Annotated in this window: 15 protein-coding genes; 8 read left to right on the top strand and 7 right to left on the bottom strand. The window is 43.8% G+C overall.

Annotated features, from left to right (window positions below; translation table 11 throughout):
- The first annotated feature begins 83 nt into the window (after positions 1–83).
- Positions 84–500 (top strand): EVE domain-containing protein, encoded by a 417-nt coding sequence (locus tag ACFSKO_RS05230; protein ID WP_380249120.1) that lies wholly within the window; start codon positions 84–86, stop codon positions 498–500.
- 16 nt (positions 501–516) lie between these two features.
- On the opposite strand, the gene ACFSKO_RS05225 is transcribed toward ACFSKO_RS05230, so the two are convergent.
- Entirely contained in the window at positions 517–999 is a 483-nt protein-coding gene (locus ACFSKO_RS05225; protein ID WP_380249118.1) for a hypothetical protein, read from the bottom strand.
- Between the two features lie 243 nt (positions 1000–1242).
- Positions 1243–1389, bottom strand: coding sequence for a hypothetical protein (locus ACFSKO_RS05220; protein ID WP_380249116.1), 147 nt, complete (start codon positions 1387–1389; stop codon positions 1243–1245).
- 232 nt (positions 1390–1621) lie between these two features.
- On the opposite strand from ACFSKO_RS05220, the gene ACFSKO_RS05215 reads away from it, so the two are divergent.
- The 3 genes from ACFSKO_RS05215 to ACFSKO_RS05205 all read left to right on the top strand — a co-directional run bounded on the left by ACFSKO_RS05215 (position 1622) and on the right by ACFSKO_RS05205 (position 6169).
- A complete protein-coding gene (locus ACFSKO_RS05215; RefSeq protein WP_380249114.1) occupies positions 1622–3307 on the top strand; it encodes a sensor domain-containing phosphodiesterase in 1686 nt (561 codons plus the stop codon).
- Between the two features lie 266 nt (positions 3308–3573).
- Complete coding sequence (gene acs / locus ACFSKO_RS05210; protein WP_380249112.1) at positions 3574–5514, top strand: acetate--CoA ligase; 1941 nt, start codon at positions 3574–3576, stop codon at positions 5512–5514.
- Between the two features lie 88 nt (positions 5515–5602).
- Positions 5603–6169, top strand: a complete 567-nt coding sequence (locus tag ACFSKO_RS05205; RefSeq protein ID WP_380249110.1) for a histidine phosphatase family protein — start codon at positions 5603–5605, stop codon at positions 6167–6169.
- Between the two features lie 7 nt (positions 6170–6176).
- On the opposite strand, the gene ACFSKO_RS05200 is transcribed toward ACFSKO_RS05205, so the two are convergent.
- Positions 6177–7085 carry a LysR family transcriptional regulator gene (locus ACFSKO_RS05200; RefSeq protein ID WP_380249108.1) on the bottom strand — a complete coding sequence of 303 codons (909 nt, stop codon included), beginning with the start codon at positions 7083–7085 and terminating at the stop codon, positions 6177–6179.
- A gap of 103 nt (positions 7086–7188) precedes the next feature.
- Here ACFSKO_RS05200 and ACFSKO_RS05195 point away from each other — a divergent pair, with 103 nt between their 5' ends.
- Positions 7189–7500: a hypothetical protein gene (locus ACFSKO_RS05195; RefSeq protein ID WP_380249106.1), complete on the top strand. Its 312-nt coding sequence runs from the start codon at positions 7189–7191 to the stop codon at positions 7498–7500.
- Positions 7501–7571: 71 nt separating this feature from the next.
- Here the strand turns inward: ACFSKO_RS05195 and ACFSKO_RS05190 are convergent, their stop codons facing one another.
- Positions 7572–8492: an NmrA family NAD(P)-binding protein gene (locus tag ACFSKO_RS05190; protein WP_380249104.1), complete on the bottom strand. Its 921-nt coding sequence runs from the start codon at positions 8490–8492 to the stop codon at positions 7572–7574.
- Positions 8493–8642: 150 nt separating this feature from the next.
- On the opposite strand from ACFSKO_RS05190, the gene ACFSKO_RS05185 reads away from it, so the two are divergent.
- Complete coding sequence (locus tag ACFSKO_RS05185) at positions 8643–9011, top strand: winged helix-turn-helix transcriptional regulator (RefSeq protein ID WP_380249102.1); 369 nt, start codon at positions 8643–8645, stop codon at positions 9009–9011.
- Positions 9012–9076: 65 nt separating this feature from the next.
- Here the strand turns inward: ACFSKO_RS05185 and ACFSKO_RS05180 are convergent, their stop codons facing one another.
- Complete coding sequence (locus ACFSKO_RS05180) at positions 9077–9772, bottom strand: DUF2461 domain-containing protein (protein ID WP_380249100.1); 696 nt, start codon at positions 9770–9772, stop codon at positions 9077–9079.
- 5 nt (positions 9773–9777) lie between these two features.
- Positions 9778–10197, bottom strand: coding sequence for a GFA family protein (locus ACFSKO_RS05175; protein WP_380249098.1), 420 nt, complete (start codon positions 10195–10197; stop codon positions 9778–9780).
- Between the two features lie 292 nt (positions 10198–10489).
- On the opposite strand from ACFSKO_RS05175, the gene ACFSKO_RS05170 reads away from it, so the two are divergent.
- On the top strand, positions 10490–10744 hold the full coding sequence (locus ACFSKO_RS05170; RefSeq protein WP_380249096.1) for a DUF1344 domain-containing protein: 255 nt from the start codon (positions 10490–10492) through the stop codon (positions 10742–10744).
- A gap of 198 nt (positions 10745–10942) precedes the next feature.
- On the opposite strand, the gene ACFSKO_RS05165 is transcribed toward ACFSKO_RS05170, so the two are convergent.
- Positions 10943–11566, bottom strand: a complete 624-nt coding sequence (locus ACFSKO_RS05165; protein ID WP_380249094.1) for a DUF2062 domain-containing protein — start codon at positions 11564–11566, stop codon at positions 10943–10945.
- 186 nt (positions 11567–11752) lie between these two features.
- Between ACFSKO_RS05165 and pgsA the strand changes: the two genes are divergently transcribed.
- Positions 11753–12316, top strand: a complete 564-nt coding sequence (gene pgsA, locus ACFSKO_RS05160; protein ID WP_380249092.1) for a CDP-diacylglycerol--glycerol-3-phosphate 3-phosphatidyltransferase — start codon at positions 11753–11755, stop codon at positions 12314–12316.
- Position 12317: the final 1 nt, after the last annotated feature.

Raw genomic sequence — 12317 nt, 5'->3', positions numbered from 1 at the left:
TGAAATTAAAACGATATAGCGTCGTTTGTGAGTAGAACAAGCGATGCTATTTTACTTACACATACCTTCGAGAGGGTAGATTTTTGTCTTACTGGCTCATAAAAACTGAACCCAATAGCTGGTCTTGGGAAGACCAAGTAGCCAAGGGTGTTGAACATTGGGATGGTGTGCGTAACTATCAGGCTTCCAATAATATGAAGGCCATGAAACAGGGCGATCGGATTTTTTTCTACCACTCAGTAAAGGAGAAGAAGATTGTCGGTATTGTCGAAGTCAGTACGGAATACTATCCCGATCATACCGACGCCAAAGATCGATTTGGGATGGTCGACGTTAAAGCTCTCTACCCGATGGAAAAGGCCGTCAGCCTTGAAGATATCAAAAAAAATGATGCCCTGAAAGACATTGCTCTCTTAAAGCAATCTCGATTATCGGTCATGCCAATTAGGGACGAAGAATGGAAAATTATCTGTGAAATGGGCGATACAAAACCAATATAAAGTCCTCAAAAAAACTCTATGATTTACTTTGCGTGGTGAGAACTTTCTCAACCGCCTGTTCCAGTGCCGTAATTAATCCTCTATCCGATTTTCCACCATTTCCCTTCATTTTTTGAGCGAGTATAATCTTCATCGTGTTCACATGGGCTTCAACGAGATCAAGTCTCTTTTCAGCTGTTGCTCCGCCTTCCTGGATGAAATGACACAGAGATTTTGCTGCAGAAGTAAGCAGAGGGAAGTTAAAAGTCGCCGCCTGCCCTTTGATATTGTGGCCAACAACGTGAATTTCTTCGATAAAATCACTCTGACTTTGTGCGCCCATTTCAAGGCTTTCTTTTGCACCCTCTAAGAAATCAGAAATTTTCTGTACATCTTTAGCAACCCATATTTCATAATCACCTTCCATCCTTGAAAGAGCTTCTTCTGCAGAGGCAACAATGTCTTTCAGCTCCGGTCCACCGCGCGATGGCACTTTCGGTTTTAGATTATTGGTCGGCATGTGCAATGTGGCTTCCAATTCCTGATTTCCTGAACACTAAAAGCGACTTTGGAATACGATTAAGTACAGTTCTGACATAAAACCATAAATTATTGTAAATACAAGTAATCTCTGTGAGAAATGAACTAAGAGTATCGCGACTGTAACCCCTTATCTCATGTGCATATTTTTAACATTTTGATGAATAGAAAAACGCCAAAGATATTCTAACCAAAGATCTATGATTACATTAATTTTAAAAAATCAGGAAAAACAACCGCCAACCCACAACGCTGCATCCCAGAATTTTTTTCCAAAAGCATCAAGCAATTCTGGGAAGAACAAAAGAGTCGTAAAACAAATTAACGTTAATCCGACGACAACCAATAAATGACTTAAAAATGGTTTCATATCCAGCCTCATCCCCCTCAATGCAAATCCCCAGAATAAACACTTTTTCTCAAACATTCTAAAAGTTTTAAATAGATTCATAGAAGTTTGGCGACCACATTTAACTTCTCAATAAATCAAATTCGTCGTTTTCCTATTTTTTTTATCAAGCATTAACCAGTTATCTCTACGCTTACATATTGTCCTTCAAATTCACTTTATCTAGTGAAAAGAAAATACGTCTGGAAAATATATGAGTCTGGAAAATACGATTAAGTCTCTTAAGCACGAGAGAGATCGTTTCTTGACGTTTGCTTTTTGCCGCGCTGATCTTCTGATTGAACTGTCTGAAAACCATAAAATTGTTTTTATCAGTGGAGCTACACAAAGTATTTTTGGATTGCCAATTGAAAAATTGATCGACGTTCCTCTCTCTGAGCTTGTCTTACCTCACGAAGCACCTGTTTTGGAAAATATCCTTGCTGGCATGGTCAACGGCACACGACCAGAACCTATAGAACTCATCTTCAAAAAGGAAGAAGGCGCTCCTCGACCTTTATCTATCACTGGATATTTTGTTCAAGATTTGGAAAGGCATTATTTTCTTTCCTGTAAAACACCTAGCAATATAAAGGCAACGAGTTCAAATCCCGATCGAGCGGCAAGTGGAGGCATTGTCCACGACAGGATCAGTTTTGGAGAAGCAGTTACCGAACATCTTATAAATCATCCCGAAGATAAACTTACCTTTATTGAGCTTGAGAGCTACGATGAATTCGCCAAGGAACTCAAAAAAGAAACCCAGCAAGAGCTTTCTGAAACCATTAATAGCTACCTTCGTGCAAGCTCAACAGAAGCCAACTCAGCAGCTTCTTTTGGTAATGGTAAATACGGCATTATCAGTCGACCTGATCTCGACATAGAGAAATTAAGCGATGAAATTTCACGACAGGTTAAAGCTGCCGATCCGAAAGGCATCGGCCTAAAAGTAGAAAAAGCGAGTATTGCTCTAGCCGACAGTGGTATATCTGGGGGTAATGCCGCTCAAGCCCTCAGTTTTATGATCCAGCAGTTTGCCCAAGATCAAAATCAAGCCTTTAGCTTGGAAGAACTTGCCCACTCTCTCCCTGAAATTCTTGCACGCATCCAAAAGACAGCACATCGAATTAAAAGCGTTATTGACGGCGCTGATTTCATGATGGTTTTCCAACCTATCGTCGACATTAAAACCCGCGACATTCATCACTACGAAGTCCTCGCCCGCATAAACGGAGAGACCGGATCGCCGCAAGAATTTATTAAATCTGCTGAAGATCTCAATTTGATCAAAGGTTTTGACCTCGCTTTGTGCCGTAAAGCTATTAACTGGATCGAAAACAACCCCAGTAAAAAATATAACCGCTCAATCGCAGTGAACCTTTCCGCAGCTTCTATTGGCGATAAAGATTTTTTATCGCAGCTTATTCCAATGCTCATTCCTCTTAAAAACACACCGGATTCACTCCTATTTGAAATCACAGAATCAACCAAGATCCCAGATCCAGAACATGCTAACAGTGCAATACAAGCCCTCAGGAAGCTTGGTCATAAGGTCTGTCTTGACGACTTTGGGGTTGGAGAGGCTTCACTTCAATATCTCAGACAATTTCAGGTAGATATCCTGAAAATAGATGGATCCTACGTCCGTGATGCTCTAGGGGATGAGACCTCTGCACACATTTTGAAATCAATTGCCGATCTTTGTAAAAAACTTAATATCTATACCGTTGCCGAGATGGTTGAAGACGAAGAAACCACCCAACTTCTCATCGATAGTAATGTCGACTATGGTCAAGGTTATTATTTTGGTCGTCCCTGTAATGACGTCACCGTTTTTGAAGAACCGCAAAAGCCCCGTATGGTCGTCAGACGTGGTGAAAACACAGAATCATGGTCCTAATCTCTTCTTAAAATAGCTTATCGTCACATTAATAAAGCCTATGGTGTTTATAGATATGAATTATCTGGCCACCTTCTATTCAAAAATACTGATCAAAGAAAATTGGTGCGTTGCAATATAATTTTCATTTCAAGAGCAATAACTTACCGTTTATTTCTAGAAAACCCTTGAGAAAGCAGCAAAATCCGTAAATAATCCCTGCGAACAAAAACCGCTGTAAAAAATAAAACAGCGCAACAATAAAAATAAGTATGGGAGACTGAAATATGTCGGACGCAACTGTATTCCCCGTCCCGGAAGAACTCGCTGCCAAAGCCTGGGTAGATGAACCCCGATACCTTGAAATGTACCAAAAATCTGTTGATAATCCAGAAGAATTTTGGACTGAACACGGGAAAAGCATCCACTGGTTCAAACCTTTTACAAAAGTAAAAGATGTAAGCTATGGACCTGGGGATGTTCACATTCGTTGGTATGAAGACGGTACCACTAATGTTTGTTACAACGCCATTGACCGTCATCTATCAACAAAAAAAGACGACACAGCCATCATCTGGGAAGGTGATGACCCGAGCGAGCACGAATACATTACTTACGGTCAGCTCCACAATAATGTCTGTCGTTTTGCCAATGCAATGAAAGCACGAGGCGTTAAAAAAGGTGATCGCGTCACCATTTATATGCCTATGATTCCAGAAGCAACTTATGCGATGTTGGCTTGTGCACGTATTGGCGCAGTACACTCTGTCGTTTTTGGAGGTTTCTCTCCAGATGCTCTGGCCGGACGCATTCTTGGCTGTGAATCAAATTGCCTTATCACAGCAGATGAAGGCTTACGCGGAGGACGCAAAGTTCCCCTTAAGGCAAACGCTGACAAAGCTCTTGAAAGCTGTCCCAACGTAGATACTGTTTTTGTTGTAAAGCGTACTGGTGGCGATATTACATGGAACAATGAACGTGATGTTTGGTGGGATGAAGCCTGCTCCAACGCTGACAGTGATTGCCCCGCTGAAGAAATGAACGCAGAAGATCCACTTTTCATTCTCTTCACATCTGGTTCAACTGGGCAACCTAAGGGGGTCGTTCACACAACAGGCGGGTACCTCGTTTACGCGGCAATGACACATAAGTATGTCTTCGATTATCATGATGGTGATATTTACTGGTGTACCGCTGATGTTGGCTGGATTACAGGTCATAGTTATATTGTCTATGGCCCACTTACCAATGGTGCTACGACTTTGGTTTTTGAAGGTGTTCCAAACTATCCAACCGCTTCACGGTTCTGGGAAGTTTGTGACAAGCACAAAGTCAATATTTTCTACACTGCGCCAACCGCAATTCGCGCTCTAATGCGTGAAGGTCTTGCACCTGTGAAACGAACATCTCGTTCCACCATACGCCTCTTGGGTACTGTTGGTGAACCCATCAACCCAGAAGCATGGAACTGGTACCACGAAGTTGTTGGTGAAGGCCGATGCCAGATTGTGGACACTTGGTGGCAAACAGAAACAGGCGGTATTTTGATCACACCTCTTCCCGGTGCGACCCCGCTTAAACCTGGTTCAGCGACTCGTCCGTTCTTTGGCATCCAGCCACTTCTTGTCGACAATGACGGCAAGACGCTCGAAGGCGCAACAGAGGGTAACCTCTGCATTGCAGATTCCTGGCCCGGTCAGATGCGGACCCTTTATGGTGACCATGAGCGATTTATTCAAACATATTTCTCAACCTACAAAGGTCTTTATTTCACGGGTGATGGCTGTCGTCGTGACGAAGATGGCTACTATTGGATTACCGGTCGCGTTGATGATGTGATCAATGTTTCAGGTCACCGTATGGGAACGGCTGAAGTGGAATCAGCCTTGGTCGCACACCCCAAAGTCGCAGAATCAGCTGTTGTCGGCTATCCCCACGACATTAAAGGTCAGGGCATCTATGCCTATGTCACCCTTAATGCGGGTGAAGAACCCAGTGATGATCTGCGCAAGGAGCTTATAACCTGGGTTCGCAAGGAAATCGGCCCCATTGCAACACCAGATATGCTGCAATGGGCACCCGGTTTGCCAAAAACACGTTCTGGGAAAATCATGCGCCGCATCCTACGCAAGATTGCCGAAAACGATTTTGGTAGCCTAGGGGATACCTCTACACTTGCCGATCCAAGTGTTGTTGATGACCTCATTGATAAGCGCATGAATAAATAAAGCCTTCGCGCTTAGTATCAAAAGGGCCGTTCTGATTGTGCGGCCCTTTTTCTTTCTCTCTTCCTCAGCCATGTCCCAAGGCCCAGCCATGACAAAGCTTGTAGAAAAGTCTTTCTTTTTCTTAAGACACGGCGAAACAGACTGGAACAGAGAATGTCGATATCAGGGCCAGCATGACATTCCACTCAACACGGCAGGTATAGCCCAAGCAACAACGGCTCGTGAGCTTTTGATGGAACAAAACATCACAGTAATTCACACAAGTTCTTTGAGCAGAGCTTTTAAAACCGCCGAAATTGTAAATACTAAACATAATGTTCCTTTGATACCCCACAGATCTCTTTGGGAGTGCCACTATGGAGAACTCGAAGGGCAGCTCAAAAACGATCCAACCGTAGATCTGCGCTGGAAAAAGGGCGATACTCCCAAAGGAGCAGAGAGTTATATTGACTTCTCAGCCCGAATTATAACCTTACTTAACAAGGTTTTATCTTCCGAAGGGACGGCCCTGATCGTCGCACACAGGGCTGTTTTTTGGCCCATTTTGGAAGCGATGGATATCGGTACAAGCTCAAGCCTTGTAAATGCGCAGCCTGTCTATTTAGAAGCCCCCAATGCGCTAAACAACAATTGGACCATAACTGAAATCATCTAAAATCTGGTCACCATTTGGTCTTAAGATAGTCAAGAAACACTCTTAGCTTTAAGGGAACAAAATCAAGCTGTTGATAATAGGCCCACATCTCAAAGGGCACGCTTGTATAATCGGTTAGGACCGGAACCAAGTCCCCCCGTTTAAGCTCATCGCGAATAAGCAGGGCTGGAATGTAGGCTATGCCCCGGTTATGAAGCGCTGCAGAAATAATAACTTCGGTATTATCACTGACAAATTTACTGCTTACCTCAACATTATTAATCACCAGGTTTTCACGGATCATTGCGTCTTCTTCAAGATCAGCAAAAGCCCACTTCCCTCCTCTTTTCGATTTTCCATATAAAAGACAGTTGTGATTTTCAAGATCAGACAGAGTCTTAGGCGTATCATGTTTTGCTAAATATTTAGGCCCTGCAAAAAGTTGATTGGAATATCTGCATAAAGAAAAACCGATAAAGGCCCCGGAATCAAAATTGTCCACCCGTCTGGAGAGAGACAGGTCAGCGCTTGCAACAGGAATATCATCATAGGCCACAGACAGTAATTCAAATTCAATGTCTGGATACCGGGCCATAAATTCATCCAGTACAGGCACCAATACGCGGTTCAAAACCGGTGAAGGGGCCGCAACTGTTATCCGGCCCTTGGGAATTTTTCCCAAACTCTGGGTTTCATCTAGAAGAGATTGCCATTGGCCTTCGAGAAATCGGATCCGCTGATAAAAGTGTTTCCCCGCTTCCGTGAGCGAAATCCGGCGTGTCGTGCGCCTTAACAACTGGACACCCAGTGATGTTTCCAGTTCTGCCAAGCGTTTGCTGATTACAGAAGGGCTTACGTTCAGCACACCCGCAGCAGCGGTCATTGTGCCTTCTTCAATAACGAGCCTGAAAATAAGAGCATGATTAAAAGTATTCATATTATTTCCAATATGAGAACAGTTACTTCCCAAAATGCTCAATTGTTTTCATTTAGGCAAATCATAATATGCGGCAACCACACCATCAAACAAAGGATAATCTATGTACGCCATCGAAATATTGACTTGGGAGAGCCAGCCCGACGTGACTGATTTGGAAATGATCAATGCAGTTCAGGCAATGGTTCCAGATCTAAAAAAGCTTCCCGGCTTTCGATATCAGTCTCTTTCCAAAAACGGTAAAGGTCAGTGGGTAGAAATCTATTACTGGGACACGGCTGAAGATGCTCATAACTCAAACGACTCAATGGCCGACAAACCTTCCCTCCAGCAACTCTTGGGTCTTATCGACGTGAAAAGCCTCACCATGGAGGTATTCGCACCACTTCAGGAATCCAAACCTCTTCAACTTTAATTCTACGTCCCCGAGATTCCACGAAATCATGCTTGGTATAAGGATTAACTTGGTTCTTTTAGAATCGCATCTTACCCCAAGCTTTCGTGGATCTTTCTTTCGGGATCAATCGCCGCTCTTTCGCTTTGCCGGATGCTTTTCCATATCTGGAACAAGGCGTCTGACAACGCTGTTTCGCCAGCCAAAGGGGTCGCCTTCGGATCAGGTTTTATGTACCCGGCATTCATGGCTTGGTAATAAGCAATCCAAAGCTTTGCAGATTCAGAACTAAGCCCCTGATCTTCCATTATTGATTGCCATTGATCCTCTGGGAGGGACAGCGAAGCGATGTGCTTTGTCAGCACATTATGTCCCGCTTCGATTATTTCGCTTAAATCATAAGGTTCCGCCCCATGCAGTTCCATAAGGTGATGGCCCTCGATGGGGTCGACAATGGCCGCAACCAGGACCGAAACCAAATCTCTTTGCGACACCATTGGAAAAGCAACTTTCTCGGCCAAAAAGCTTGGGAAGACAGAATGGTGCTTTGCCATGGATAAGGCCGGCGCCAGGTTCTCCATCAAGAAAGCTGGGCGTATAACGGTCAGGTCGGGACAAAGCTTGGATAATTCTGATTCCAGCTCTCCAAGTGAACTTGCCCAACCGTGTGCCCCTTTGGCCCCAAGAGCAGACAGGAAAAGAATTTTGGGTTTTTCTTTGGTTTGGGATAAAGCATCGATCAAAGCTGAATGATAAGCGGTACTGTCTTTCAGTGAACCATTCTCATTGCTATAGGGCGGGGCGATAAGAAGAGCCGTATTTACGCCTTCTAGTGCTTTATTCCAGCTTGATGCATGCCTCGGGTCGCCCTCATTAAGCTCGGCCCCTCTTCCGCGCCACAGGTTCCTGCATTCAACATCTGTCGTTAAAATACGCACAAGTTGGCCTTGGCCCAGAAGTTGTTCCGTAACCGCACGGCCAATAGGTCCGGCTGCATCAGCAATGAGGTACATCTATGCGCTCCTTTATTAAACTCGCTCTCTTATCTCTCCCGAAGCAAAGCCGAGCAAGTACCAAAAAGCCGCAGGAAAACCTGATAAAGAAATAAAACAGTTACTTTGTTTTTGAAAGTTACTTGGAAATCCATTATCTAAAAGGTAAGCGTGCCCTCTTTTACTAGGTTTTATATGCGTTCCAACTGCCCCATATCTCGAACACTTGATCTTTTGGGAGACAAATGGACTCTCCTTATTATTCGCGACCTTATGATTATTGGGAAAAAGCAATATGGTGAATTCCTAACTTCACCAGAAAAAATATCCACCAATATATTGGCGGAACGGTTAAAGCGCCTCGAAGTTGCGGGCATTATAGAAAAACGAGTTTACCAAAATAATCCGCCCCGGTATGAATACCTCTTGAGCCCAAAAGGAAATGATCTACGCCCGTTAATCCGGGAAATATCTAAATGGGGGTTGGAAAATTTGGAAGGAACTGAAATCCCTAGTTTTTTAACAAGAAACACAGATTAGCTTTTATAGCTTCTTTAGCACACCTCCCCAATACTTTTGCCAACTCACCTTAATCCTCTCACACTCTAACAAGGCACATCCACGGCCTTACAAAGAAAGTGCATTAACGGCATTGTTGCTTTAAAGCCTTCAACGACCTCAGCGAGAAATTCGGGTCCTTGAGCTGCCTTAGCTGTTGTTTTGTGCATAACAAAGAAAGTTTTGCGCTTTAGATCATCAATATGAGGGTCATCAGCAGAGAATCCTTTCGGTGGCCGTTTGAGGCCATCGCCTCCGATTTCGCCAAAAATTTTCTTCATTCTTTTATCATTTAGAACCTTGGACCAAGCATCCGGGCGATCCGCAATTGCGCGTCTAATCATATAGAGGGCATCACTGGGAGGCATCCAGATTCCGGCTCCATACAGAACTTCATCCGGCGCAAGATGCACATAAAACCCTGGAGCATGAGCATCTCTGCCAAGGGAGTGACGGAAATGACAGGCGGCATGTTCTTTATAAGGACGCTTGTCCTTGGAGAAACGAACGTCTCTGTGAATCCGAAACATCGACCCGCCATTACGCCGGGCATCTGCGACGAAGTGCGGCGTTATGTTTGCAAGAGGCTCGACCATAGCTTCAATAAAGTCGAGCAAATGGTCCTGAAGCGTTTCCCGGTACCGAGATTTGTTTTCCGCAAACCAGTCACGGGTATTATTTTCTTTTAAGTCCTCAAGAAAATCAAAACCGGCTTTGGGAAAACCGGAAAATTTACCACTCATACTTGTCACCCCCTAGGAAAAGCGCCCTCGTATTTTGGAATAGTTTCATCCATCCTATCCCAAGGGACCGCGCTTTTAACAAACATATCTGCGTTAGGGGTAAATATTTCTGGCTTATCCAGACTGGTGGCTAGAATCAAGATCATGCCTCGAGCGATTTCAGGCTCTCCGTAAACCCTACCGTTACAATGGGAACAACAAAAAGCACGCATCCTCCCTCCTGAACCACCCTCATGTTCAAAACATCTGGTCTCTCCTGTCACAGAAAAACTCTCTGGCGGAATTCCCATAAGAGAGACATAGGGACCGCCGCTCAGCTTTTGACAATCTCGACAATGGCAATTGATTTTGATTTGAGAGTTCAAGCAGGTTGTTTGATAACGAACCTTTCCACATAGGCATCCACCCTCTAAAATTTCTGACATAATTTCCATTCCTCCTATAATTAAAACGTTATTTTCCAACTTCAATTCAGCAACTTGCAAAATAAAAGTGACTAGATTGTGGCACTTGATGACAAAAAGCAAACACAAAGCCCGCAAAAGAGGCGTCCTGAACAAATGTTTGCCACATTTCAAACACTTACCCTTTTTCTGACATAAATATGCTCGAACTTACTGCCCAACTTTGCCTTCTTCTTGTTCCTTCCCCAAGTGTGCTTCCAAGCCTTATGTTTTGAGGACAGCAAACGTTAATTTTGGAACAAAGGAACAGACAATGAAAAAATTATTCGCAAGTATCATCGCTCTTGGAATTATGGGTACAGCAACATTGGCAAGCGCAGCAGAAATGTCCGGCCGCGTGATGACCACAGATGAAGCAACCAACACCATCATTATGGAAAATGGAACCGTTCTTGAACTCTCAGGAGATCTCTCCGTAAAAGGCCTTGCTCCTGGAACCGAAGTCGTTGTGACTTATGATGAAAAAGACGGTAAAAACCTGGTAACTGACATCGCGCCAGCTTCATAAGCCTAAAAGCTTAGTCAATTTGCCTAAATACATTTTGGCAGCAAGAATATAGGGAACTCCCTTGTTCTTGCTGCCATTATTTATGTCATTGAAATTTATGTAATGTGAAATTTATGTAATGTGAAATTTATGTAATGTGAAATTCGGCACAAAGTACTTGATAGTTGGAACACCTGTACTTGATGTTAGCCCTAAGCACTACTCTATATCAGAAGGAGTATTAACCTCTTTTGCACGAGAGTCAGCCAACCGTACTTTGCGCGCCTCTGCATACCGTGTCGCATACTTAAACGAGAGCCAATACCCAAGAATACCGAGGCCAAGACTGTAGGGGATAAATCCTACAAAAATAGAAGTCCCGACTTGCTCCAACATAAAACGGAACACTTCAACTACAGTTTCCCAGACACCACCTTCGAGCGTCAATTTCTCAGCCATCATCCGAGAAAAACTCTCAAAATCCTGCTCGCCATCAAAATCAAGTAGAAGAATGCGACCTGTGATGTAATAGAGATAATACAGTGGTATCATTGTCAGAGGATTTGAAAGCCACGACCAACCCATGGCAATAATCAGACTAAAATGCCACCCCACCACATATCGGCAAAACCACCAGGCGATAAAAACGGTATAAAGCTGAATACCTACGGTCGGTGTCATCCCCAAAACCAAACCGACCATCACGCCGCGAGCAACCGTTTCAGGCTGATCAACTGATCGAAGAACAGGTATAACAAGTCGAAAATAAAGAAGACGAAGCAATCCGGCGATTGTCTCTTTCTTATTTCGGGCATGTATCTTTTTCTTGAACCAGAATCTCATTTACTTTTTTGTGAACGCCCTTTGTTAACCGGATTCTCTGCGATCTTTTTTTTATCGTACTTGTGACCGCTCTTAGCGACTGTTATAAACCAAAATTATCTATAGTCCACGGACAAAAATCCTCGCTTCGAGAGATAACAAAACCATAGGACGTTTAAACTATCTCATGCAGAGGGCATCAACAGCATGAATCTTCCCAATTGGCTAAGTGTATTCAGAAGCGGCGCAGGTTTTATCGTGATTTACCTGTTGCTGGCTGGTACCCAAACTGACCTCATCGCGGCGATTGTCGTCATGATGATCGCTGAAATATCCGATATGGCAGATGGTCATATTGCGCGCCGGTATGGTCAGGTTACAAAGCTGGGAATGATTATAGATCCCATGAGCGATAGCCTTTACCGTGCCATGGTCTTTATTGGATTCTTGGGCATTGGATGGATCTCTGTTTGGTTTGTGGCCATCATTATTACTAGAGATATCATCGTTTCCTACTTGCGCATATTTGCCCAACAGCAAGGTTTTACTATGGCTGCGCGTACCAGTGGCAAGATTAAAGCCATTGTTCAAGCTTGTGCTCAGGTATGGACCGTTGGCCTCTATGCCTTGAGCGGATTTTTTAGTCAGTATATGGACACCGTTGAAGTCTCTTTTTGGTTACTCGCCACAGCAACAGCAGTAACTGCCTGGTCAGGGATAGACTATGCACTTGGGTACATCCAGTCTATGCGTCAAGGTCAAACTAAATAAT

It is taken from the genome of Kiloniella antarctica (genome assembly GCF_042682825.1).
Lineage (GTDB): Bacteria > Pseudomonadota > Alphaproteobacteria > Kiloniellales > Kiloniellaceae > Kiloniella > Kiloniella antarctica.
The sequence above is the reverse complement of the archived record's forward strand: the minus strand, read 5'-3'. Positions and strand labels throughout refer to the sequence as shown.